The organism is Chitinophaga varians (assembly GCF_012641275.1).
Taxonomy (GTDB): domain Bacteria; phylum Bacteroidota; class Bacteroidia; order Chitinophagales; family Chitinophagaceae; genus Chitinophaga; species Chitinophaga varians_A.
The window spans coordinates 3,302,450-3,328,246 of sequence record NZ_JABAIA010000001.1 but is presented as its reverse complement, the minus strand read 5'-3'; the positions used below and the strand labels follow the sequence as shown (position 1 = coordinate 3,328,246).

Annotated in this window: 20 protein-coding genes; 12 read left to right on the top strand and 8 right to left on the bottom strand. The window is 49.5% G+C overall.

Translation table 11 applies throughout. The features are described 5' to 3' along the window. Window positions 1–41: 41 nt before the first annotated feature. The 3 genes from nth to HGH92_RS13700 all read left to right on the top strand — a co-directional run bounded on the left by nth (window position 42) and on the right by HGH92_RS13700 (window position 2,765). Complete coding sequence (gene nth / locus HGH92_RS13710) at window positions 42–689, top strand: endonuclease III (protein ID WP_168871263.1); 648 nt, start codon at window positions 42–44, stop codon at window positions 687–689. Window positions 690–723: 34 nt separating this feature from the next. After that, entirely contained in the window at window positions 724–1,443 is a 720-nt protein-coding gene (locus HGH92_RS13705; RefSeq protein WP_168871262.1) for a YqjF family protein, read from the top strand. Window positions 1,444–1,559: 116 nt separating this feature from the next. Further along, entirely contained in the window at window positions 1,560–2,765 is a 1,206-nt protein-coding gene (locus tag HGH92_RS13700) for a nucleoside permease (RefSeq protein WP_168871261.1), read from the top strand. Between the two features lie 141 nt (window positions 2,766–2,906). On the opposite strand, the gene HGH92_RS13695 is transcribed toward HGH92_RS13700, so the two are convergent. Next, on the bottom strand, window positions 2,907–3,497 hold the full coding sequence (locus HGH92_RS13695; protein WP_168871260.1) for a DUF6134 family protein: 591 nt from the start codon (window positions 3,495–3,497) through the stop codon (window positions 2,907–2,909). Between the two features lie 182 nt (window positions 3,498–3,679). Then, on the bottom strand, window positions 3,680–5,527 hold the full coding sequence (locus HGH92_RS13690; RefSeq protein ID WP_168871259.1) for a 2-oxoacid:acceptor oxidoreductase subunit alpha: 1,848 nt from the start codon (window positions 5,525–5,527) through the stop codon (window positions 3,680–3,682). A 299-nt stretch (window positions 5,528–5,826) separates the two neighbouring features. Here HGH92_RS13690 and HGH92_RS13685 point away from each other — a divergent pair, with 299 nt between their 5' ends. The 3 genes from HGH92_RS13685 (at window position 5,827) to HGH92_RS13675 (ending at window position 8,009) form a co-directional block, all read left to right on the top strand. Beyond that, complete coding sequence (locus HGH92_RS13685) at window positions 5,827–6,567, top strand: Bax inhibitor-1/YccA family protein (RefSeq protein WP_211092586.1); 741 nt, start codon at window positions 5,827–5,829, stop codon at window positions 6,565–6,567. 229 nt (window positions 6,568–6,796) lie between these two features. Beyond that, the gene (locus HGH92_RS13680; RefSeq protein ID WP_168871258.1) at window positions 6,797–7,114 is read left to right on the top strand and encodes a carboxypeptidase-like regulatory domain-containing protein; all 318 of its coding nucleotides are present in this window, start codon (window positions 6,797–6,799) and stop codon (window positions 7,112–7,114) included. A gap of 145 nt (window positions 7,115–7,259) precedes the next feature. Next, window positions 7,260–8,009 carry a head GIN domain-containing protein gene (locus HGH92_RS13675; protein WP_168871257.1) on the top strand — a complete coding sequence of 250 codons (750 nt, stop codon included), beginning with the start codon at window positions 7,260–7,262 and terminating at the stop codon, window positions 8,007–8,009. A 238-nt stretch (window positions 8,010–8,247) separates the two neighbouring features. On the opposite strand, the gene HGH92_RS33785 is transcribed toward HGH92_RS13675, so the two are convergent. From HGH92_RS33785 to HGH92_RS13640, 6 genes are all read right to left on the bottom strand, one after another. Beyond that, window positions 8,248–9,594 (bottom strand): 2'-5' RNA ligase family protein, encoded by a 1,347-nt coding sequence (locus HGH92_RS33785; RefSeq protein ID WP_247654879.1) that lies wholly within the window; start codon window positions 9,592–9,594, stop codon window positions 8,248–8,250. Between the two features lie 9 nt (window positions 9,595–9,603). Further along, window positions 9,604–10,872, bottom strand: coding sequence for a kynureninase (gene kynU, locus HGH92_RS13660; protein WP_168871256.1), 1,269 nt, complete (start codon window positions 10,870–10,872; stop codon window positions 9,604–9,606). A 408-nt stretch (window positions 10,873–11,280) separates the two neighbouring features. Then, the gene (locus HGH92_RS13655; RefSeq protein WP_168871255.1) at window positions 11,281–14,841 is read right to left on the bottom strand and encodes an efflux RND transporter permease subunit; all 3,561 of its coding nucleotides are present in this window, start codon (window positions 14,839–14,841) and stop codon (window positions 11,281–11,283) included. Between the two features lie 30 nt (window positions 14,842–14,871). Beyond that, complete coding sequence (locus HGH92_RS13650; protein ID WP_168871254.1) at window positions 14,872–15,981, bottom strand: efflux RND transporter periplasmic adaptor subunit; 1,110 nt, start codon at window positions 15,979–15,981, stop codon at window positions 14,872–14,874. Between the two features lie 37 nt (window positions 15,982–16,018). Beyond that, complete coding sequence (locus HGH92_RS13645; protein WP_168871253.1) at window positions 16,019–17,380, bottom strand: TolC family protein; 1,362 nt, start codon at window positions 17,378–17,380, stop codon at window positions 16,019–16,021. A 4-nt stretch (window positions 17,381–17,384) separates the two neighbouring features. After that, window positions 17,385–17,996, bottom strand: a complete 612-nt coding sequence (locus HGH92_RS13640) for a TetR/AcrR family transcriptional regulator (protein ID WP_168871252.1) — start codon at window positions 17,994–17,996, stop codon at window positions 17,385–17,387. A gap of 228 nt (window positions 17,997–18,224) precedes the next feature. Here HGH92_RS13640 and HGH92_RS13635 point away from each other — a divergent pair, with 228 nt between their 5' ends. The 6 genes from HGH92_RS13635 to paaN all read left to right on the top strand — a co-directional run bounded on the left by HGH92_RS13635 (window position 18,225) and on the right by paaN (window position 25,744). Then, the gene (locus tag HGH92_RS13635; RefSeq protein WP_168871251.1) at window positions 18,225–18,833 is read left to right on the top strand and encodes a DUF502 domain-containing protein; all 609 of its coding nucleotides are present in this window, start codon (window positions 18,225–18,227) and stop codon (window positions 18,831–18,833) included. Between the two features lie 106 nt (window positions 18,834–18,939). Continuing rightward, window positions 18,940–19,926, top strand: a complete 987-nt coding sequence (locus HGH92_RS13630) for a zinc dependent phospholipase C family protein (protein ID WP_168871250.1) — start codon at window positions 18,940–18,942, stop codon at window positions 19,924–19,926. 192 nt (window positions 19,927–20,118) lie between these two features. Next, window positions 20,119–21,189, top strand: coding sequence for a 3-phosphoserine/phosphohydroxythreonine transaminase (serC, locus tag HGH92_RS13625; protein WP_168871249.1), 1,071 nt, complete (start codon window positions 20,119–20,121; stop codon window positions 21,187–21,189). A 124-nt stretch (window positions 21,190–21,313) separates the two neighbouring features. Beyond that, window positions 21,314–22,558 (top strand): DUF1015 domain-containing protein, encoded by a 1,245-nt coding sequence (locus HGH92_RS13620; protein WP_168871248.1) that lies wholly within the window; start codon window positions 21,314–21,316, stop codon window positions 22,556–22,558. Between the two features lie 304 nt (window positions 22,559–22,862). Further along, the gene (locus tag HGH92_RS13615) at window positions 22,863–23,948 is read left to right on the top strand and encodes a tetratricopeptide repeat protein (RefSeq protein ID WP_168871247.1); all 1,086 of its coding nucleotides are present in this window, start codon (window positions 22,863–22,865) and stop codon (window positions 23,946–23,948) included. A gap of 140 nt (window positions 23,949–24,088) precedes the next feature. Beyond that, the gene (gene paaN, locus HGH92_RS13610) at window positions 24,089–25,744 is read left to right on the top strand and encodes a phenylacetic acid degradation protein PaaN (RefSeq protein WP_168871246.1); all 1,656 of its coding nucleotides are present in this window, start codon (window positions 24,089–24,091) and stop codon (window positions 25,742–25,744) included. The last annotated feature ends 53 nt before the right edge of the window (window positions 25,745–25,797 follow it).

Sequence of the window (25,797 nt, the reverse complement as noted above, 5' to 3'; positions counted from 1 at the left end):
TCCACGTGCGGTTATCGACCCATTTTTCCTATTTTTACGGCATGACCAAAAAAGAGCGTTTTGCATTCGTTATCAGCTATTTCGAGCAACATGCACCTCATGCCGAAACAGAACTGATTTATGACAATCCTTACCAGCTGCTGGTAGCCGTAATCCTCTCCGCCCAATGCACCGACAAACGGGTGAATATGACCACTCCTGCCATATTTGACCGCTACCCGGACCTGGAAGCGCTGAGTAAAGCCACTTTCGACGACCTGTTCCCGCTCATCCGCAGTATCAGTTATCCTAACAATAAAACCAAACACCTGATCGGGATGGCACAGATGGTCATGGACGACTTCAACGGAGAAATACCCAGCACGGTGCCAGAGCTGATAAAACTGCCCGGCGTGGGGCGCAAAACGGCCAATGTGATCACCTCGGTGGTGCATCAGCAACCCAATATGGCGGTAGACACGCATGTATTCAGGGTATCAGCCCGCATAGGCCTTACCACCAATGCCAAAACACCACTGCAAACCGAACTGCAGCTGCTAAAATATATCCCGAAGGAAAAAGTATATATTGCCCATCACTGGCTGATATTGCATGGCCGTTATATTTGTGTGGCCCGTAATCCCAAATGCGGGGAATGCGGCCTGCGCCCGGCCTGTAAGTATTACCAGCAAATCATCAAGGCACAATAAACAGCTGCCGTATATTCAGTCCTAAATCGTTTGTATGCGCCCATTCCTTACTGCCAGCTGGCGTAACCTGCTCATGCTCAATTTCGCCGCGGATGCCAACACGCTCCGGCCCTATCTCCCGGCCCATACCGAGCCGGACACCTGGAACAATATTCACTATGTAAGTCTCGTCGGCTTCCTGTTCCAGGACACGAAAGTCAAAGGCATCGGTTTCCCCGGCCATCGCACATTTGAAGAGGTAAACCTTCGCTTTTACGTGCGTTATAAAGACCAGGGCCAGTGGAAACGCGGCGTGGTATTTATCCGTGAACTGGTGCCCAAGCCGCTGATCACACTGGTAGCCAATACCCTCTATAAAGAAAACTACGCCACCCACCGGATGAGCCACCACTGGGAGCAACCAGACACTGATACCCTCCGTGTCCGGTACGAATGGGAAGTAGCCGGTCAGACCAACTTCCTGAAGGCCACCGCGTCTGCCACGCCACAGCCACTGGTGGAAGGCAGTGAGGCCGCCTTTATCACGGAACACTACTGGGGCTATACCCGCCTGGACCATCAGACTACCGGTGAGTATGAAGTGGCGCACCCCAAATGGGACCTTCACCCTGTGATTGATTACGACTACCGCTGCCACGCTTCCCGGCTGTACGGCCCGGCCTTCGCCCCTGTACTAGAACAGGCGCCGGTATCCGCTCTGCTGGCCAATGGTTCGCCGATCGCCGTCATGCATGGCCGGAAACTGCGGTCCTGAATTGCCGGAAACCCCGTTCGTTTTTTTCTTCCATCATAAATTTTGAAGCGATTTATAATAATTTGCTATCTTAAGCAGTTCATTCAGATGCAATTAAATAAAGCTAAAAAAACGTTATGAAATCAGCCGTAAGAGTACAATTGTCCTTCATGATGTTCCTCGAATTCTTTATCTGGGGAGCATGGTTTGTGACATTAGGTACGTTCGTGTTAAAAAATCTGCAGGACACCAATGCCAACCAGGTGAGCGTTGCGTTCCTCACCCAATCTATCGGGGCGGTCATTGCGCCTTTTATCGTGGGGATTATTGCGGACCGTTTTATTTCCGCCCAGGTGATCCTGGGTGCCATTCACCTGATCGGTGCAGCGCTGTTATGGACCTGCTCCGGCATGACCAGCTTTGACAGCTTCTATCCTGTGTTGTTGGTGTACATGATTCTGTACATGCCTACGCTGGCACTGGTAAACTCCATCTCCTTCCGGCAGATGAGCGATCCCAGCAAAGACTTTTCCACGATCCGTGTGTTCGGCACTATTGGCTGGATCATAGCCGGCCTGCTGATCGGCTGGCTCAACTGGGAGAAGAACAACACGCTGGGCCTCACTTTCAAGATGGCCGCCGGCGCCTCCCTGCTGCTGGGCCTTTTCAGCTTTACACTGCCTAAAACACCTCCGTTAAAAAAAGGCACACAGATTTCCGTGAAAGAAATCCTCGGACTGGATGCTATCCGGATGCTGAAAAACCGCTCTTACCTGCTGTTTTTCATCGCTTCCATTGCTATCTGTATTCCGCTGGCGTTTTACTACAACTTCACCAATCCGTTCCTGAACGAGATTGGTATGACAGCTGCTGCCGGCAAGCAGTCCCTTGGCCAGATGTCTGAATTTTTCTTCATGCTGGTGATGCCGCTTTTCTTCTCCCGCCTGGGTGTTAAAAAGATGCTCGCACTGGGTATGCTGGCATGGGTACTGCGTTACGTGCTGTTCGCCTACGGTAATGTGGACTCCAACTACTGGATGCTGATTGTGGGTATTGTGCTGCATGGTATCTGTTACGACTTCTTCTTCGTTACCGGTCAGATCTACACCGATAAACTGGCAGGGGAAGAATTCAAGAGCTCCGCACAGGGCTTCGTTACGCTGGCCACCTATGGTGTGGGCATGCTGATCGGTTTCCTGATCTCCGGTCCTATCGTAGAGTCTTATAAAACTGCCGGCGGTCACAACTGGCAGGGTGTCTGGCTGATTCCTGCCGGTATCGCTGCTGCCGTTCTGGTACTGTTCATGCTGCTTTTCCAGGACAAAACGGAAAAAACCGCCTGATTCTCAGATATTATCATCGGAACTAAAAAAAATGCAGCGAGGCAAGGCTTCGCTGCATTTTTTTTCCATAGTCGTTGAACTGGAAATATGGCGGGGTAAAGAGGGTGCTGGATTTCGTTGAATGATAAAATACCTCAATAATCAAATGGTCTTAATGAACAGCGCTCTGCCAAAAGTATGGTTCACTTCCACTTCCGTCAATACTCCATTGGAATACTTATAGATATTCTTTTTTCCTTCCGGCAGCACCAGCTCATACTGCCCGCTTCCCAGGGGATGCAGCGGCAGGAATTTCCCCAGTGCTTCAGAGAAAATGCGGGACACCTGTTTCGGTTCTGAGAAATAAAGATCGGCCACACAATGGGCTATTTCCGTATTATCTATCACCGAACGGGCGCCATTGAGCATCACCGTATAGTCGTTTCCGTTACGACGCGTGGTCGTTTCCTTGTCCTCCCCTTTTTTACCCGCCACGCGGGTGGATTTGGCGAGGGTGAGCACGTTATTATCGTACTCATTGAGGATGTCGCTGTTGATCTTCGCCAATAGCGTCTGGATACGGGTTTTAATTGTGATACTCTTGGCAGATCCACTTACTTTACGTTGTGCTTCGATAGTACCCACCGCATGATTGGCGATCCGGACTTCAAAAGTGGTCGTCTGGGCATGTACCGGGAGGTAGAATACAGCTACCGCTACAACGCATAACAATACACGAAAAAGGCATTTCATAAATAGAGACTTAAACCAAAAAATTAACATCAGAGGGGAGGTAGCTGTAATAGTCCCCTTATTGAAAATACAAAAAATCCCTGAAGTTTGACGCCTGCCCTGTCCTGTTCATACAGCAGGGGCGCAGTGGAGATATTTTCCGCTGCGCCCCTGGCCTATATAACGTATTAATGTATGTTTTCTTATAACATTTCCTTAATGCGGGTAATCAGTTCCCCTTTGGTGATGGGCACGCCCATGATTTTATGGTATCCCTGTGCATCAATCAGGTATTGGTCACGGATGATTTTGATCAGCTGACCGTTGTTGATTTCCGGTATTAGTACTTTATCGTAGCTGTGGAGGATTTCACCCAGATTTTTAGGGAACGGGCGCATATGGCGGATGTGGGCATGGGCCACCTGATGGCCTTCAGCCAGCAGGTCCAGCACAGCGCTTTTAATGGCGCCGAAGGTGGAGCCCCAGCCGAGCACCAGTACTTTTCCTTTTTCGGGGCCGACTTCAATTTTCTGTGGCGGAATATGGTCTGCGATCTTATCTACCTTTTCCTGGCGGATTTTCACCATGAGCTGGTGGTTTTCAGGATCGTAGCTAACGTTACCGGTGATATTCTGTTTTTCAAGGCCGCCGATGCGGTGTTCCAGGCCAGGGGTGCCGGGCACGGCCCAGGGGCGTACCAGGTTCTCATCGCGGTGGTAGGGCAGGAAATTTTCCTCTCCTTCTTCCAGCTGTTTTTTGAATTTCACTTCGATGGCCGGAAGGTCAGCGCTTTTCGGGAAACGCCATGGCTCTGCACCGTTGGCGATGTAGCCGTCGCTGAGGAAGATCACAGGCGTCATGTGCTGTACCGAGATTTTGAAGGCTTCAAAAATGGCATCGAAGCAGTCCGCCGGTGTGGAAGCAGAGATGATCGGCATCGGACATTCACCGTTACGGCCATAATAAGCCTGCAAGAGGTCTGATTGTTCCGTTTTGGTAGGCAGGCCGGTAGAAGGTCCTCCACGCTGGATATCAATGATCAGCAGCGGAATTTCGAGCATTACCGCCAGGCCCATGGCTTCGCCTTTCAGGGCCATACCGGGACCGGAAGTGGTGGTTACGCCCATGTGGCCACCGTAGGAGGCGCCAATGGCAGATGTGATGCCCGCTATCTCGTCTTCCGCCTGGAAGGTGCGGATACCGAAATTCTTGAAGCGGCTCAGTTCATGCAGGATATCAGAAGCCGGCGTGATGGGATAGGTGCCCAGGAACATCGGCAGATTGGCTTTTTGGGAGGCAGCTACCAGGCCGTAGGCCAGCGCGGTGTTACCGGTAATGCTGCGGTAAGTGCCTGGCTCCATGCGGGCTTTCTCCACGCGATAGCGGGTGGTGAAGGCTTCCACAGTATCAGCGAAGTTATAACCGGCATGCAGCACTTTCAGGTTACTGTCCAGGATTTCCGGTTTTTTGCCGAATTTCTCTTTGAGGAAAGCCTCTGTATTGTCCATGTTACGGTCGTAGAGCCAGTAAAGGAAGCCCAGCACAAACATGTTTTTGGCGCGGTCTTTCTCTTTCATGCCCAGCGTGGAGTCTTTCAGGGCCTCGCGGGTCATCTTGGTGACGTCCATGGTATGAAGCTGGTAGTTGGCCAGAGAGCCGTCTTCCAGCGGATTGATGCCTTCGGGGTAATTGGCCAGCCGGAGGTTTTTAGCATCGAAGCCGTCAGTGTTGGCGATGATGATGCCTCCTTTTTTGAGGCCTTTCAGGTTGGCTTTGAGCGCGGCGGCGTTCATGGCCACCAGCACGTCGCAGGCGTCGCCCGGGGTAAATATCCTGTTCGAAGAAAAATGAAGCTGGAAACCGCTCACACCTGGCAGGGTGCCCTGTGGGGCCCGTATTTCGGCCGGAAAGTCCGGGAACGTGCTCAGGTCATTGCCGATCAACGCGGTGTTATTGGAAAACTGGCTACCTGTCAACTGCATCCCGTCTCCACTGTCGCCTGCAAATTTTATCACTACATCATCCAGTTGTTGAATCGAAGTATTAGACATCTATTATTCTTTTAAGGTATCTTAGTATAAGGTATTCTGTATAAAGGTGTAAATTTAGGCAATCGGCGGATGTTATTGGCCAAACCTGCGCAAAATCATGTTTATCTCCCTACAAAAGTACACAAATCCAGTAGACTATTGCCGCCGGAAACGGCCATTCACATCACTTCTTGTTATGGGTGATAACTATAGGTTATTGGCCAATAAATGCTAATTTTAATACAAATTCAGCGGTAACGGGCGCTGGATGTCAAATCAAATCGTATTTTTATTCCGTTAATAATTTTAAACTGTATTTTATGGCATTGTTTCAATCGAACAACCCTGTACTCAAAGAAAGTATTTTCAACAAGGCTGCCCATGCTGATGGTTCTACCATGACCATCCGTGGCACTATTAACAAGATGGCTTTTCTGCTGGTCATGCTGATGGCGGCGGCAGTTTTTTCTTACGGTCAATTTTTAAAAGGCAGTTCCAACGTGCTTCCGTTAGTATTCGGCGGCGCCATTGGAGGTTTCATACTGGCACTGGTTATTATCTTCAAGAAAGAGTGGTCCGGTTACCTGGCCCCGGCCTATGCGCTGGCGGAAGGTCTTTTCCTGGGCGGTATCTCCGCGATGTTTAACGCGCAGTGGCAAGGCATCGTGTTGCAGGCTGTAGGCCTCACTTTCGGTACCTTCATCGCTATGCTGGTATTGTACCGTACCGGTGTGATCCGCGCTACGGAGCGTTTCAAATCCATCATCATCACCGCTACCCTTGGCATCGGTATCTTTTACCTGATCGCGATGGTATTGCGTTTATTCCATATCGATATGCCCCTGATCCACAGCAGCGGTACCTTCGGCATTGTGTTCTCCCTGATCGTGGTAGCTATTGCGGCGCTGAACCTGATCCTGGACTTCGATATGATCGAGCAGGGCGCAGCTATGGGCGCGCCTAAATATTTCGAGTGGTATGGTTCTTTCGGCCTGCTGGTGACCCTGGTGTGGCTGTACCTCGAAATCCTGCGCCTGCTGAGCAAATTAAACAGGAGATAAACGATCGTTTTTCATCTTATAACAAAAGTCTTCCGGTATACCGGAAGACTTTTTTGTTTTGTTAATGTCTTCCAAAAGATTTGTTAAAGCGATTTGGCCCGCGGTTTTATGGCACCGTGTTTGCAAAACTACCATCAAGTTCTTTACATCAAAAAAAGCGATAGCAAATATGCTGACACCTTTACTTTAACCATAGAATCTTTATTGTCTAACTGTTAAATCGTGTGCTATGAAAAAATTGAAAGTAACTATGTTGGCATTGGCTGCAGTAGCGTTTGGAAGCTTTGCTTTCAAAGGAATTGATGGTGGTACCATCGCGGGTAAAGTAACACCTGCGGACGGCGCTACTGAAGCACTGGCTATCACTGGAACAGATACGTTAAAATCACCCATTAATGATGGTGCCTTTAACTTTCAAAATGCCAAATCAGGGACCTATACGGTAATTGTGGGCGCGAAAGCACCTTTTAAACCAGCCACCATTACTGAGGTAAAAGTAGAAGATGGAAAGTCTACTGATTTAGGCGAAATAAAATTGACAAATTAATCAAGAGCAATAGTTGGTTTTCATAGGGGTTAATCAAAAGCCGGTTCCGTACGTCTGTACGGCCGGCTTATTTTTTTTGGGTACTCCGTAGGGGTAATTGTTTCTTCAGCCGTCATTTTTGCATAGCCCCCTAAAAATGACTTTTATGAAGAAACAGGCAATCATCACCTACACCAGTCTCAGTGTGAGCTGGTTATTACTGATGCTGGCGATTTTTACCCTTATCCTGAGCAGTTGTGCCAGGGACCAGATAGCCGGATCAGGCAATATCGTTGCGGAAACCCGCAACACCTCTCCTTTTTCAGAGGTGGAGATATCCGGTCCGTTTGAAGTGCATCTTATCCAGGACAGTACGGCCGCTGTTGAGATCAAGGCAGAAGACAATGTCATCGCCGCTGTTGAGACCAATACCAGCAACAATACGCTTTTCATCCGGTTGCGGAACCGTGTCAAACTGTGGCGTCATATGCCTATCCAGGTATATGTACACAGCCGTAGTTACCAGCGCATCAACTTTGCGGGTTCAGGCTACCTTGATAATAAGGACACCTTACGGAGTTCTAATTTCTCTTATCAGATCGATGGCAGCGGCAATGCGGCATTGGCGCTTGCCGTGCAGGAGCTGCATACACGCATTAATGGCTCAGGCAGCCTCGATATCAAAGGAACGGCTATTTCCCTCAGTAGTGACATTAACGGCAGCGGCAGGGTCAGGGCGCTGGACCTGGACACGCAGCGGGCCGATATTACTATCAGGGCTTCGGGCGATCATTCTATCAGTGTCCGGGATGCTTTGACGGTAGGCATTTACGGTAGCGGTGATGTAGTTTACGCCGGTAATCCACAGAAAGTACAAACCGATATTAAAGGATCAGGTAAGGTAAAAAAGATCTGATTCGTATAACCTGCACTGTTATACTGTTGTAAATGCACGGTATATACAAACAGAAGGGTCTCTGCAGCTGTAGCGGAGGCCCTTTTTCATTTACTCATTTTGATATTCTGTTATTTACATATTGGGGGTTCAGGGCAGCGGGTATTGCATTATTGAACAAGCTGAATTCCGGGCAAAAAATTAGCCATTTGGGAATCCCCAAATGGCTAAATATCTAGTTAACCAGATTTCTAAAAGATTATGCGCCGCCCAGTTTGCATTTCTGCAGCACTTCCCAGGATTTGCCGTTATGACGCAGGAAGTAGAGGTTGTTTACTTTGAAAGTAGCCTCATATTCCTTGTTTTCATATTCAGGCCATGCCTTGTTGAACTGATCATCGTCCAGGTCTTTGAAGGCCACGGTCACGTGAGGTGTGAAGCCGGTGCGTGCCAGCATGGTGCTGAAGCCAAATTCCTTACGCAGGAAGTTGATCAGCTGCCGATGCATGGTAGCCATGGTTTCGCTTTTTTCCACGTTGATGAACAGGACGCGGTTTTGTTTGTTCGGGAAGGTACCGAAACCTTTCAGGGACACTTCAAAAGGAGCCTGTGTTTTTGCGAATTCCGTCAGTTCATCGCAGAAGGCTTTTTCCAGTGCCGGATCGGCTGTAAAAGGTACCTGCAGGGTAATATGCGGCAATACTTTCAATGCGTACATTGGTCCGTATTGTTCAGCAAATTCCTGTTTTATTTTGATGATTTCCTTACCTACTTCTGCAGTTGGCAGCAGTGCGATAAAGTATATCTTATTATCAGGTTTGGGTTCGAAGCGTCTGTTCTGGCCTCCGGGACGTGGTCTTCCACCACCGCCGCGGTTAAAGCCGCCACCACCGCCACCGCGGTTGTAGCCACCACCACCACCGCCACGGTTGTAGCCTCCACCGCCGCCGCCACGGTCGTATCCACCGCCGCCGCCACCGCGATTGTAGCCGCCGCCACCGCCGCCACGGTCGTAACCACCACCGCCACCGCGGTTGTAGCCTCCACCGCCGCCGCCACGGTCGTAACCGCCGCCGCCACCGCGATCGTAGCCGCCGCCACCGCCGCGATCGTAGCCACCACCGCCACCGCGGTTATAGCCACCACCGCCGCCGCCGCGGTCGTAACCACCGCCACCGCCACGGTCATATCCACCGCCGCCGCCGCGATCGTAACCACCACCGCCGCCACGGTCATATCCACCGCCGCCGCGATCGTAACCACCACCACCGCCGCCACGGTCGTAACCGCCGCCGCCACGATTGTAGCCGCCACCTTCACCGCCGCGGTCATATCCACCGCCACGGTCGTAGCCGCCGCCACCTTCACGATTGTAACCACCGCCATCGCGGTTGTAATCTGTACGGGGGCGATACCCACCCTCGCGATTGTAGTCAGTGCGTGGACGACGTTCTGTGTTGTCGCCACCATTGTAGTCGGGTTTTCCACCCTCCCGCTCATTGTTTAAGTTGGGTCTGTAGTCACCTCTCTCCTTGTTGGGATCATTCTCTTTGTTGGTATCAGAAGAGTAGGGCCTGCGGGGGCGTTCGTTTCTCTCAAAATTCATCTTACTTAATTAAGCGTTTGAAGCAATATTAGCTATGATTTCATAAAAATGAAACACATCCTGATAAGAGTTATACATCGGCGCCGGTGAAACCCTGATGACTCCGGGTTCTCTCCAGTCAACGATTATACCGGCATCCGTCATTTGCTGATGTATCTCTTTTCCTTTTTCCAGGAACAGCAAAGATAGTTGTGCGCCACGTTCATTACAATTTTTAGGTGTAATAATTTCAAAATTAATGCCTTTCAACTGCTGCAGCAAAAACGCCAGGTAATTGGTCAGTCCCTGGCTTTTTTCTCTCAAAGCGCCGATACCGGCCGCTTCAAATAGTTCGAGGGATGCTTTCAGGCTTACCATATTGAAAACCTGTGCGGTACTTTGTTGCCATCCTTCGGCTTCTTTCTTAGGCACAAACCCTTTTTCCATTTTAAAACGTGCACTCTCTTCGTTGCCCCACCAGCCACCCAGGCGGAGAAATCCGCGGTCGCTGGCATATTTTTCATGCACAAAGGCGCCTCCTACCGCGCCGGGACCACCATTCAGGTACTTGTATGAACACCAAACGGCAAAATCTACGTCCCAATTGTGCAAAGACACCGGAATATTTCCTGCTACGTGTGCCAGATCGAAACCGGCGTAAGCTCCTGCCTGATGGGCAGCGGCTGTAATAGCGGGTATATCAAAATATTGTCCGGTGTAATAATTAATCCCTCCGAATAAAACTAATGCTAAGCTATCACTTTCCTTGTTAATAATATCTAAAATATCTTCTAATCTTATCAAATGTTCTCCGGCCCTGGGAGAAACCTCAACAATGGCCGTTTCCGGGTCAAAACCATGAAACCTGACCTGTGTCTCCACTGCATATTGGTCGCTTGGAAAGGCCCCTGCCTCCATTAACACTTTAAACCGCTGTTTGGTTGGCCGGTAAAAACTCAACATCATCAGATGAAGGTTCACAGTGAGTGTATTCATCACCGTTAGTTCCTGCTGGCTCGCCCCCATTATGGCTGTGAGTGGCTTACTGCAATACTGCTGATAATAAAGCCAGGGATTCTTGGCCGCCCAATATCCTTCAACCGCACACTGCTGCCAATCTGCCAATTCCTGTTCTATCGCTGATTTTACATTTTTAGGCTGTAATCCGAGTGAATTGCCACATAAATAAATTGCGTCCTTTCCTTTTCGTTGGGGAAAATAAAACTGCTCCCTGAATTTATTTAATGGATCCTGCCGGTCCTGCTCTTTAGCAAATGCTAAGGTTGCTACGTACTCCATGGTCTTCCAATCTTTTGCCAGTCTTCCTAGTTTTAATGGCTGAGGGTATCCCGTGTTGATACCAGTGTCTTTCCTTCGCTAAAATCTATAATTCTAATCTAGATAAAACAGGCAATCCTGTATAACTGTTTAAAACAGACTGTTTTCTGTCAAAAATTTAACGTCCGATAATCATATGGCATATAAGACTAAGGCTGTATATAGCTAGTAACGTGAACGCTCTTAGGGTCAAATGTAACAATAGCTATCGAATTGCCCACCATCCCGATTGTTAAAATTTGTTAACAACAATAAAAATATGGTTTCGTCCACAATATACAAAAAAAAATCCGTCCTGAAGAATCAGGACGGAGACTGTTAACCTACAACTGTTACACTGTATTACTAAAAGATGTAATTATCAAGTACTTAATTCACGGAAACACCGCCCACTTTGGCATTTTTCCGCAAAATCTCCTCCTGCTGCTCCTTTTCAGGCGCCGGGAAGAAATTATAAGGTTTGGCCGACATATACTTCGGATCATGCAGCTTCTTCACCTCTTCCTTCTTCATAAATAACTTTAATATCAGCACCAGGAAAGGCACATATTTCAGCCCCCTGGACATTTTATAGCGGTCCAGCACATCAATGGAACGCTTGTTCATGGCGTACATCACCGGCACCAGGATGAGGGTCAGGAAAGTCGCAAAAATCAACCCGAACACCATGGTCCAGGCCAGCGGCCCCCAGAACGCCACGTTATCCCCGCCGAAGAAAATATGCGGTTTAAATTCACTGAACAGGGTGGCAAAGTCAATATTAAACCCTACTGCCAGCGGAATCAGCCCCAGAATAGCGGCAATCGCAGTCAGCAATACCGGCGTCATACGGGTTTTGCCCGCTTCCACCACGGCATCATATACCGGCATGTTCTGCATCACCAGCAGGTCGGTAAATTCCACCAACACAATCCCGTTACGCACCACGATACCCGCCAGGGCCATAATACCTACCCCGGTCATCACAATGGAGATGTCCATTTTGAAGATGGAGAAGCCCAGGAACACCCCGATAATACTGAACAGGATCTCCATAAAGATCACCAACGGACGGCCAATGGAGTTGAACTGCGTTACCATGATCATCAGAATCAAGCCAAATGCGCCCAGCATCGCCATCAGGAGGAAGTCCATGGTCTCCTTCTGATCTTCCTGCTCACCGGTCATCTTAATGGTCACAGAGTTAGGGTGACTGAAATCATGCAGCGCCGTCTCAATATGCTGTACCACCTCATTGGCATTGAAGCCGGTCAACACGTTGGAATACAAGGTGATCACACGTTTCTGGTCAATACGCTTGATACCGGCGTACGTATTGGAATAATGAATGTCCGCTACCGCTGACAACGGCACCTGGCGTACAGCCCCTCCCATGTTCATATCCCGGTAAACCAGGTTGAGGTTCATCAGGTTATTGATATTGTTACGCTGATTTTCCTGCAGCCGCACCATGATCTTGTATTCGTCTTTGGCATCCCTGATCTTGGACGCTTCAAATCCAAACAACGCGGTACGCAGGGCGCCACCGATCTGGCGGGTGGAAATACCTTCGTTATTGGCCCTTTCGCGGTCGATATTCACCACGATCTCCGGCTTGTTCGCTTCAAAGTCGCTTTTCAGTTCTTCCACGCCGTCAATGTGCAGGGAGTCCAAATAACGTTTAAGCCTAAACGAAGAGTTGGTCAGTTCATCAAAATTATCACCGGTAATTTCGATATTGATCGGTTTACCGGTAGGAGGACCGCCCTGTTCCTGTTCTACCGTGATATTAGTGCCCGGGATGCCTTTTACGGCGTTACGGATTTTATCGAGATATTGTACGGTAGACTGCCCGTTACGTGCGCCGAATTCCACGAAAGCCACGGTCACCTTGCCTTTCTGCGGCTGGGTGCTCATGTCCATCTGCGACGGGTCACCGGCGCCTTTGGCCACATTGGAAATGATGGACTCCACAATGGGATTGTTGGCACCCACTACTTTCGCAATGCGGTCTTCCACAATATGTGTAATGGAATCTGTATATTTTTGATCGGTGCCGTTAGGCAACTCGATGTAGGTGTAGATAAAGTTAGGATCGGCCTGCGGGAAGAACACCACTTTCGGATTACGGATACCCGTCAGGATAATACTGAAGATCAGCAGGGCGAAAGTAGCCACCAGGATCCACACCGGACGCCAGCCAACGAGGCACCATTTCAGGATATGCTTGTAACGCTCCTGTACCTTAGGCCAGAACTTGTGCTGGAAGTGACGCGCCACGCCGCCCAGCCAGAAACGCTCCAGGGCGATCATCAGGTAGGCGAAGATCACAAAGTTGCCCACGCCCACGCTGCCATTGGCATAGCCGATGAGGGCTATCACCGCAAACACGGCGGTCAGTATCTGGAACTTACGGTCAAACTTAGGTTTGGGATGGTCTTCTCCTTCATGCCTGTCCATGAAATCGACCGCAAACACCGGGTTAATGATGTATGCCACCACCAGCGATGCACCCAACGTAGTGATCAGCGTCACCGGCAGGTAGAACATGAACTTACCGATAACGCCTGGCCAGAATAACAGCGGTACGAATGGCGCCAATACCGTCAGGGTTCCTGACAACACCGGCAAAAACACCTCTCCCGCCGCTATCTTGGCGGCTCTTACTATACCCAGGTCTTTTCTTTCATTAAAAATACGGTGTACGTTTTCAATCACCACAATGGCATCGTCTACCACAATACCCAATGCCAGCAGGAAGGAGAACAACACCATCATATTGAGGGTAAACCCATACATGGGCATCAGCAGGAAGGCGATGAACATGGAGATGGGCACCGACAACGCCACGAAAATAGCGTTTACCGCTCCCATGAAAAACATAAGGATAACGGTTACCAGAATGAAGCCGATAATAATAGTATTGATCAGGTCATGCAGGGTTACGCGGGTGGATTTGGACTGGTCAGCCGTGATGGTCACGTGCAGGCCTTTCGGGAAGTAGTTGGCTTCCATGTCTGCCTTGATGGCCTGTATTTTGTCTGATGCATCGATCAGGTTTTTACCGCTTTGTTTGATCACGTTGAGCGTGATCACGTTTTTACCGGCGAGGCGGGCATAACTTTCCTGTTCGAGGAAACCGTCCACTACGTTGGCGATATCTTTCAGGTAAACGACAGCGCCGGACTGTCCGCGCACGATGATATTACCGATCTTAGCCGGGTCTTTGTACTCTCCTTTTACGCTGAGGGTACGTTTCTGGCCGTCCATAGAGACGAGGCCGCCGGAGATGGTGATATTCTCGCCCTGGATGGCGCCAATGATATCATCAAAACCGATCCTGGCGGCATCCATTTTATATTTATCGACATTGATCTGTATCTCCCTTTCCAGTTCACCTACCAGGTCCACACGGGTGATTTCATTGAGTGCCTCGATCCGGTCTTTCATATCGTCTGCATAACGTTTGAGTGTTTGCAGGTCGAAGTCGCCGGAGAGGTTCACGTTCATGATAGGAATCTGGGACACGTCAATTTTCACGATCTGTGGTTCCTGTGTGAGGTCTTTCGGCAGGTCTTTTTTGGCGTCGTCCACTTTTTCCCTTACCTGTTGGCGGGCCGCTTCGATATCTTCATTAGCGTTGAACTCGATGGTGATAGCGGAGAAGTCCTGCATGGAAGTGCTTTTGATCTTCTTTACGCCGGATATGCCGTTGAGCTGTTTCTCGATGGGCTTTGTCACCAGTGTTTCCATATCTTCCGGGGAAGTGCCGGCATAGATGGTATTGATATAGAACTGCGGGAACACCACTTCGGGAAACTGTTCCTTTGGCAGGTTGATATAAGAAAGAATACCCGCCAGCGCGATAATAATGGTGGCCACGTAAATGCTCACCTTATTATCAATGGACCAGCTGGTGGGTTTAAATTCTTTATGGAGATTGTCTTGCATAAACTTGTTTTTGGCTGTTAGTGGTCAGCATTACAGTTTGATCAGGTCATTATCATTGAGGCCCTGGTAGCCGGTGGTGATGATTTTATCACCGGTTTTCAGGCCATCTTTGATTTCAGCCTTATCGTTATAGGTGCGTCCCACTTCGATGGTCCTGCGCAGGGAGGCCAGCTGGCCATTTTTGGATTCTGCCACCATGACGAATGGTTTACCGGAAGAGTACTGGATCAGGTTTACCGGTATTACCACAGCGTTGCTGGCAGTATAGTCCACGATTTTGATATGGGCGATCATATTAGGGCGCAGGGCGTTATCGGGTTTCAGCGGCACTTCTATTTTGATGGTACGGCTGAGCGGGTCGATAGTCCTGGAAGCAAAGGCGATAGTGGTTTTTATTTCGCGGTTGATGTCCGGGAAAGCGATGATAACGCGGTCGCCTGTTTTGAGAAGACCGGCATATGCTTCCGCCACGTTGGCCGTCACTTTCAGATTGTTGGCGTTTACCACGCGGAAGGTGGGATTGCCGGGAGCAGCATTATCGCCCACTTTGGCGATCACGGCATCTACTGTGCCGCTGATGGGCGCAATGATGCGGGTTTGGGCCAGCTGGTCCTGCAGGGTGGCCATTTTCCTGTCCAGTGCTTCTTTCTGGTTTTTAGCGTTGAGGTATTGTACTTCAGAACCTATTTTCTGTGACCAGAGATTCTTTTGTTTTTCATAGAGCGTATTGGCGAGGTCCATCTGGGTACGCAGTTCAGCCATGTTTGCTTTCAGCACCTGATCATCCACCTGGGCCAGTGTCTGGCCTTTGCTGACCTGCTGGCCTTCCCGTACGTATATTGCCGTGATTACGCCCATGGCGCGGGCGGACACGTTCACGTTTTCCCGTGCGTCCACGCTGCCCTGTACATCGATATAGTGTTCAAATACGGTGTCTTTCACTTCAGACACTGTCACATCTTTTTTTCTGGCTACGCTATCTTTTTTACCAACTTCTTTCTCGAGGGCAGCGATTTTAGAATCGATGGCAGCTCTCTCCTGTTTCAGTTTTTCCAGTTGTTGTGTTTTGTTGCCACCGCCGCCACAGGCAGCTATTAAAACGGCGAGCACCGGGACCGTGAAAAGATATCTTTTATTCATATAGCTAGTAGTGATAGGTGATTGAAAAGGTTTTGCACTATAGTTTACCATAAGCTTTGAGCAGGTCTATCCTGGCTACGATAGCGTTGTACAGTGCGGTGAAATAATTGTTCTGGGCGGTAAGCAGGTCATTTTCCGCTGTCGACATTTCCAGGCTGGAGCCCACGCCTTCGCGGTATTTGATCTGGGTGGTGTTATGCACGTCTTCCGCGAGCTGCATATTTTTTTCCTGTGCCTGCAGGCTCAGCACGTTGTTGCGGAAAGTGGAAGCCGATTGTTCTCTTTCGAGATCTATGCCCAGTTTGGCGTTTTCGATGGCTACTTCACTTTTCTTCACGTTCAGCAGGGCCTGGTCCACCTGTCTTCTTCGCTGCATGCCGCTGAAAATGGGCACTGAGAGGTTAAGGCCGGTGTTGAGGTAACCATACCACATCTGTGTTTTAAAGTAGTCGAACCTGTCGCTGCCGCGCAGGGCGCCGGTAGCGGCGAAGAGCTGCAATGAAGGCAGGCCTTTCATGCGGTATCTTTTCAGGTCGTATTCGTTGGCTTTCTTTTGTGTTTCGAGCAACTGGTATTCGATACGCTGGGAGTAATCGAATTTGTCCATGTCAGGAATGTTTTCAGCGATCCTTTCAGTAGACAGGGTATCGGTGAGCACTACCTCCTGTTTCAGCGGCATGCCCATCTGGTATTTGAGCGCGGCCACTCCCAGTTCCACGAGGTTACGGAGTTTGGTCTGTTCAGTCTGAAGGTTGGTGTATTGCACCACGAGGCGGTCTACGTCCAGTTTTTCCACCAGTCCGTTTTTATTGATTTCCCTGGTATCGCTGAGAAGTTTTTCCAGGGTGGTAATATTGTTTGTCAGGATAGACAATGCTTTCCTGGCAGACAGTACATTATAATAGGCTTTATATACGTTGGCTTTCACATCGATTTGTGATTTGGCCACATTTTTTGACACCAGGTCTTCCAGTGTTTTACGGGCTTGCAGGGCCACGAGTACGCTGGGGTCGAAGAGGGTTTGGGTGAGCCTCACTTCGCCCATAAGGTTTTGCGGCAACTGGAAGGTGATGACAGCGAAGGAGTCTTTGGGGGCTCCCGGCATGAAGTTGCTCACGCCAAACATTTGTTTCTGGAGGATCGGGTTGTACTGATACTGGCCGGTACCGGTGATAGTGGGCAGGGCCAATCCGCTAACCTCTTTGTTTTTGGCCAGCTGGATCAGTTCATCCAGTTTGGCCGTTTTTACGGCTGACTGGTTAGCCAAGGCATAGTCCACTGCTTCCCGGGCCGACAGGCGGACAGGCTCCTGGGAGATGGTCTGGGCGCCGGCGCTGATGGCCGCTGCGAGCAGTCCCACCATGGAAGCCATGCCGGTGAGCCTTCTGATACGTTGCATAGTATTATATGTTTTGCGATAGTTGTTTGTACTTTTCGATGAGCTTATATCCTTTAGCAGAGGCTACTCCGTACAGAAAATTTTCCAGCAGTACTTTTTGTACCCTGGTCATGTCGGAGTTGCCTGGAAATGCTTCGGGCTGAAAGCTGAGCATACATCCGTAAACGCGGTATTGAGTCAGTGTTCTGATGTCGAGGTCCGGCCGGTAGAGTCCTTCATTGATGCCACGTTCCATGTTTTCGCGGATAGTGTTTGTCAATGAGTTGTTCTGATAGTTCAAAAACACCTGATAGGCTTTAGCATGGAACTTTTGCAGGTCGAGCAGGACGACCGGGTTCATATTGCGCAGGCGGCGGTCCAGCATGTCCATTACGAGGAACAGTTCTTCTATGGCGTCAGCTGATTTTTCGCGGTCTGTCAGGCATTCCTTTTCCACGATGCCGATAAAACGGGTAATCGCCTGTGTTACCAGGTCGTCTTTATCCATGAAGTGGGCATAGAGGGTCTTTTTGGAGATGCCCATTTTCTCAGCGATGTCATCCATGGTAATAGACCTGGTGCCATATTGTCGAAACAGGCCGAAAGCCGTGTCCATGATACGTTCCTGCGGTTCCATAAGAGTGCTTTAACAGGCTTTGTGATGCGAAGACAAAACTATGGAAACTTTTTAAACTTTCAAAGTTTCCAGTAATTATTTTTTACATGTGGCAACATCTTTTCATGGAGACAGGCAGTGGGGCGGCGGGTGCCGGGGAGATATGGAAAAACCTTTACAGACAGGCAATGTTGCGGACAGGTAATCTTCCGCTTATTTGTCTAATTTTGTGCCTTCATTCCTTTTGCCATGTCGCCAAAACTCAGATTAAAAGTGTTTGCGTCCCGTTTATTGCGGTATTTCTTCCAGGGCCTGTTGATACTGGCCCCTATCGGGATCACTGCACTGACCTTATATTGGGCGTTTGTTACTATTGACAATCTTATTCCGAAGGAGATCATTCCTGAGGACACCTCATTCAACTTTCTAAAATACAAGGGCGTAGGTTTCGCGTTGGTATTGATACTGGTGGTAGTGGTAGGGTACCTGAGCTCTTCCTTTATTATCGGGCGGATTTTTGATTTGTTTGACCACCTGCTGGAGCGTACGCCTTTCATCAAATACATCTATACTTCCATTAAGGACGTATTTGACGCATTTGTCGGAGAGAAGAAAAAATTCGATCATCCGGTGCTGGTGCAGATTTACGGCCTGGACGTTTGGGAGATGGGATTTATCACCCAGACGGACGTGAGCAGTCTTGGTATGGAAGGTTATATGGCCGTATATGTGCCGCATGCCTATGCCATTACCGGGAAAGTGTTTATTGTACCGAAAGAGCGGGTAAAACCGCTGGAGAATATTTCAGCCGGCGAGGCTATGAAATTTGCCGTGAGTGGCGGCGTTACGAACATTTAGTCATCGGGGTATTTTGAAATTTAGTTATTTAATTCCTGTGGAAGCCTTGGCTGGCATGAATTAAATAACTAAATTTCAAAATAACCGAATTTCTAAATTGTTTGTTATGTTGACCCATATCCTGAAACAGCGTCCTGCTGTGAGTTTCACTATTGTATTATTGTTTTGCGTTCAATCTGCCGGAGGCTGGGGATTCTTTGCCCATGAGCGGATCAACCGGCTGGCGGTGTTCTGCCTGCCTCCTGAGATGCTGGTATTGTACAAGCCTCACCTGGAGTATCTGCGTGTGCATGCCACCGATCCGGACAAGCGCCGGTATGTAGTGGCTGCCGAGGCGCCGCGGCATTACCTGGACATTGACGTGCTGGACCAGCCGCCTTACCGGGAGATACCACGCAGCTGGCAGGAAGCGGTGGCGCGGTATGGCGCTGACTCGTTGCAGCGCAACGGCATATTGCCGTGGCACCTTGAAAAGATGATGCTGATGCTGACAAAGGCTTTCCGGGAGCGGGACCAGCAGCGGATACTGCAGCTGTCGGCCGAAGCGGGGCATTACGTAGCGGATGCGCATGTGCCGTTGCATGCCTGCTCCAACCATAACGGGCAGTTCACCGGCCAGACGGGCATCCATGGGTTATGGGAATCGCGCATTCCCGAGCTGCTGGCAGATACGGAATTTGATTACTGGGCCGGTAAAGCGCACTATATCACCGACTGGCGGGCGTTCGTCTGGCAGATTGTTACCAGTAGCGGCCTGGCGGCAGACACGGTATTAAAAAAAGAAAAATGGTTATGTGAACACACGCCACCGGCGCAGCGTTATGCATATGAGATCAGGAACGGTGTGTTAACGAGGACTTACGCTGAAGGTTATACGAAAGCATATCATCAGCTGCTGAATGGTATGACAGAGCGGCGAATGAAACAAGCCATTGCAGCGGTGGCTGCCTGCTGGTATACCGCCTGGGTAAATGCAGGGCAGCCCTCTTTGCAGGAGCTTCATCACACAAACCTTACGGAGAGCGAGTTACAGGAGTTTGAACAGCTGCAACAACGATGGACAGAGGGACGCATGCTGGGCAGAACAGAATAAACGGGCAAAATATTTAGGCTAATACAGAATAATTGGAAAAGAAATTTTATCTTTGTTCCTACCGTCTTTTAACCTATCCTACACCACGCGCCTTACAGGTTTTAAAACACCCGTGCCGTTTTTTTTCCGTTTCCTTAGAAAAACCAAAACAAAGTGGAAAGATCAAAAAATGAATTTAATCTAGATCGTAACATGAAGGTGCATAATTTTAACGCAGGTCCTTCTGTATTGCCCAACGAGGTATTATACAAAGCCAGTAAAGCCCTGATAGACTTTGAGGGATCAGGGATGTCCATACTGGAGATTGGCCACAGAACGGAGCCGTTTATAGCGGTGATGGAAGAGGCGCGTAACCTGGTTAGGGAACTGATGCAGCTTGATGACGACTTCGAGGTGCTGTATTTACACGGCGGTGCCACCACGCAGTTTATGCAGGTGCCCATGAACCTGCTGGAAAGCAGTGAGACAGCCGCTTATGTAGACACCGGCGTTTGGTCCAACAAGGCCATCAAAGAAGCGAAATTGTTTGGCTTCGTAGATGTAGTAGCCAGCTCCAAAGACAGTAACTACAACCACATCCCCAAGCAGTTCAACATTCCCCCACAGGCGAGCTACCTGCACATTACCACTAACAATACCATCTATGGTACACAGTGGCATATGACCCCGGTAACAGACGTACCCCTGATCGCGGATATGAGCAGCGACATTATGAGCCGCTCCATGGATTTCAACAAGTACTCGCTGATTTATGCCGGTGTTCAGAAGAACATGGGCGCAGCCGGTGCCACCATGGTAGCCATCCGTAAAAGCATGCTTGGTAAAGTAACGCGTAAAATCCCTGCTATACTGGATTATAAAAACCATATAGACAATGGGTCCATGCTGAATACCCCTCCCGTATTTGCGGTATATATCTCCATGCTCACCCTTCGCTGGTTAAAAGAGCAGGGCGGTATACCTGCCATCGAAAAAATCAACCAGAAAAAGGCAGCCCTGCTGTACGATGAAATTGACCATAACCCGCTGTTCCGCGGTACGGTGGCCAAAGAAGACCGCAGCCTGATGAACGCCTGCTTCATTATGGACAAGCCTGAAATGGAAGATGAATTCCTGAAATTCTGTAAGAAAGAAGATATCGTTGGTATTAAGGGCCACCGCCTCTCCGGTGGTTTCCGGGTATCCATGTACAATGCGTTGCCCTACGAAAGTGTAGAAGTAATGGTAGAAGCCATGAAGTACTTCTCCCTGAAAAAAGCTTAAGTCACCACGGCTATTACGAAACAGGAATAACGATGATTTAACTGAACCATCATTTCAGTTTGATCATCGTTATTCGCATTTCGTAATTTTTATTATTACTTTTACCCTCATCTACATTTTTATCATGGCTATTATCAGACCTTTCAAAGGATTAAGGCCCAAAGAAGAACTGGCGGCGCAAGTAGCTGCAAGGCCTTATGACGTACTCAGTTCGGACGAAGCTAAAGCTGCCGCTGCCGGTAATCCGTATTCGTATTATCATGTTTCAAAATCTGAAATAGATCTGCCGGAAGGGATAGACACCCACAGCCAGCAGGTATACGATAAAGCAGCTGAAAACCTGCAACACCTGGTTAAAGAAGGTGTACTGTTCCAGGAAGCACAACCTGCTTACTACATCTATAAACTGGTGATGAACGGCCGTGCCCAGACAGGCCTGGTATGCGTCTCTTCCGTAGACGATTACAATAAAGGCATTATCAAAAAACATGAGTTTACGCGCCCGGACAAAGAACTGGACCGTATCAACCATATTAAAACCACGCTGGCCCAGACAGGCAACGTTTTCCTGGCATACAATGACGTGCCGGAAGTAAACGCCCTGGTAGACCACTGGCAAAACAACAACAAACCGGTATACGACTTCACGGCCGACGACGGCATCCAGCACACTATCTGGGTGATCAATACCCCGGCTGCCGTACAGGAAATCACTACCCTGTTTGCCGAAAAAGTGCCCTGCACCTATATCGCCGACGGGCACCACCGTGCTGCTTCCGCCAGCCTGGTGCAGAAAGAATTCCAGGAAAAAGGCACCATCACCTCCGTGGAAAATCCAGTGAACTATTTCCTGACCACCATCTTCCCCGCCAGCCAGCTCGCCATCCTGGACTATAACCGCCTGGTAAAAGACCTCAATGGCTTAAGCAAAGCTGAACTGCTGTCGCGCCTCGACTACGACTTTACCGTGGAAGAAATCGGCCACCAGCCACAACAGCCGTCCATGCTGCATGAATTCAGCATGTACCTCGAAGGGGCCTGGTACCGCCTGGTAGCCAAAGAAGGCACCTACACCACCGATCCGATCGGTATCCTGGATGTGACCATCCTGTCTAACAATATCCTGGACAAACACCTCGGCATCAAAGACCAACGCACCGATAAACGCATCGACTTCGTTGGCGGCATCCGCGGCCTACAGGAACTGGTAAAACGCGTAGACAGCGGTGAAATGAAAGTAGCTTTCGCCCTCTACCCGGTTACCATTCAGCAGTTGTTTGATATCGCCGACAGCGGCAATGTAATGCCTCCAAAAAGCACCTGGTTTGAACCGAAGCTGCGCGACGGTTTGATCACGCATGTGATTTAATCAACATATTCTCAATATCCGCTCCCCCGGCGACAGGCCGGGGGAGTTTGTTTTCACCCCGGTACCTATGTCTGCTTAGTCCTCCTCCCCTTCCACTATTTTTAATGGTCAGCCCCTCGCATACACCTATAGCAGACGGGAACATTCAGCTTACTGCTGCTGTGCTGCTCATAAAAATGTCAAACCAAAAGAATAAATAAAATATTTAATATAAACTTTCCTGTCCCTATTTATTTTTGCCCGGAGATTGATCAGCGGCACATTACCCCATTTTCCTTACTTTTACAACAAACGACAGACAGGAATGCATATGAGGTCTTCTTTATTGAAAGCAGTATTTGTTGCGGGGGTATTATTTTCACAAGTGGCGGTAGCACAGGACGCGAATGAATTATACAAGACCGCTACCAACTTCATGCGTAACGGGGATTACTCCAATGCTGTGCTGGTATTAAACCAGGCGTTACAGTTGGACCCGGACAATTTCGAATACAGGAAACAGCTGGGTTTCACCTTTTACCTGAAAGGAGACCTTATCAAAGCCAAAAGTGTGATTGAGCCGCTGCTCAGCAGAAAAGAAGCGGACGTGCAGGTATTTCAGATTGCCGGTAACATCTACCAGGGACGGGACGAGTCGAAAACAGCACAACGGATGTACGAAAAAGCCATCCGTAAATTCCCCAACAGCGGTGAACTGTATAACGACAACGGCACCCTGCTGATGAACTTCAAGATGTATGACGGCGCACTGCGTTCCTGGTTAAAAGGCATTGAACAGGACCCCACTTTTCCCGGCAACTATTACAATGCCACCAAGACCTACTACTACAGCAACAACCCATTGTGGTGTGTATTATACGGAGAGACCTTCATGAACATGGAGAGTTTCACCACCCGGACCGCTGAAATCAGGAACATTGTACTGGAATCGTACAAAAAACTGTTCAACGATCCGAGCCTGTTTGACAGCATGGTCCCCGAAGAAGAAGGTAAAAAGAGTAAGAAAAGCAGAGGGGACAATGGCTTTTCACAGGCCTTCAAACAGTGCATGGGCAAACAGCTGAGCGTGATAACCGGCGGTGTGGACCCCGACGCGCTGATCATGGCCCGCACACGTTTCCTGCTGGACTGGTTCAATTCCTATAGCGGCAACTACCCTTATGCACTTTTCGACTTCCAGCAAAAGATGCTGCAGCAGGGCATGTTTGAATCCTATAATCAATGGCTGTTTGGCCCTGCCGCTAATCAGGCTGGTTACAAAGCATGGGTAACACTGCATAAACAGGAGTACGACGACTTCCTGAAATATCAGCGTAACCATCCGCTGAAGCCAAGACCGGATGAATATTACAATGATGGAAGATTCACGCTGATCAACGCGGGATATTAATATTTGATTCCGAGGGCTGAAGCCCCGGGCCACATGCCATAGCAGAAGCTGTAGAATTGAGCAAGAGAGGCGTTTTTTCAAGCTTTTTCCAGCCGGGATGATAACCACCCCGGCTGTCTGAATAATCTCAAAATCTGAATATGCTCGCTACGAAACACCAAAACACGATTGATGCCGCTGTTAAAGCGAACCACGAAAGAACCTTCTATTCGCACTATCCGGAGCACCCCAAAGCATACGGGGAAGAAGCCCATGCAAAAGGCGTACAGAGCTATCAGCAGTTGCTGAACAAGCCCTTTAAACAACTGATGCAAACCGGTGAAACCGGCTGGACAGGAGAAGAAGTGTCACCCTATACACAGGAGGTGCTGGGCGTTACCTATCCGACTTTTGCCGTAGGCGACCTGGTAAAACAGGCAACTGAAGCTTCCCATGCATGGGGTCGTACGTCCGTCGCCGAAAGAGCCGGCGTACTAACGGAAACGCTTGAACGAATCAAGGACTACTTTTTCGATATTGCCAATGCTACCATGCATACCACAGGCCAGAGCTTTATGATGAGCTTCCAGGCTTCAGGGCCGCACGCCAACGACCGTGCCCTCGAAGCCATCGCCACCGGTTATCATGAGTTGCAACGCTATCCACCTGAACTGGAATGGGAAAAGCCCATGGGCAAGTTCAGCATCCGGCTGAAGAAAACTTTCCGCGCCATCCCGAAAGGTGTTGGCGTTGTGATCGGTTGCTCCACCTTCCCGGTATGGAACACGCTGCCGGGGATGTACGCCAATCTGATCACCGGCAACCCGGTGATCGTAAAACCGCATCCACGGGCGATTCTGCCTATCGCCATTGCAGTAAGCGCCATACAACAGGTGTTACAGGAAAACGGGCACGACCCGCTGCTGTGTCAGCTGGCACCCGACAGCACCGAGCATCTTATCGCCAAAAAACTGGCAGAGCATCCGGACGTAAAACTGATAGACTATACCGGCAGCAGCGCTTTTGGCAATTATGTGGAATCCCTTCCGGGGAAGACCGTTTTTACGGAGAAAGCGGGCGTCAACTCCGTATTGCTTGACAGCGTAAAGGACCTGGACCCGGTGATACAGAACCTCGCATTTTCCGTGAGCCTGTATTCCGGTCAGATGTGTACCGCTCCACAGAACTTCTTTATTCCTGAAGCCGGTATTGCCACCGCAGCAGGACAGGTGAGTTTCAATGAGGTGGTGCAACGGTTCAGGGATGCTATCGTGGCGCTGGCCAATAATCCGAAAATGGGCGCCGGCACACTGGGTGCCCTTCAGAATGAAAACACCCTGCTGCGCGCGCAGGAAGCACAGCAGCTGGGTGGTAAGGTAGTATTGGCAGGTACGGCTGTCAACAACGAAGAGTTCAGCAAAGCGAGGGTGTTTGCCCCAACCATCATTGAAGTGAGCAGTGCTGATACCAATATTTACGAGAAGGAGCTGTTTGGGCCTGTCGTGCTGATCGTAAAAACAAAAGATACCGCACATACCATCCAGCTGGCCAAACAAATGGCGCAGAAACACGGCGCTATCACCTGTGCGGCTTATACCACCGATGCTGCCACCAAAGAAAAGATTGCCGATGAAATGAACAGCGTATTCACACCTGTTTCTTTCAACCTGACCGGTTTTATCTGGGTAAACCAACATGCCGCCTTTTCCGACTTCCACGTAAGTGGAGGCAATCCGGCCGGCAATGCCAGCTTCACCAACCAGGAATTTATCATCAAACGATTTGTATGGGTGGGCAACCGTGAACTGATAGAATAGATGAATCATACCGGCGTTCCTGGTCACCCCGGAACGCCGGGCATTATAAATGC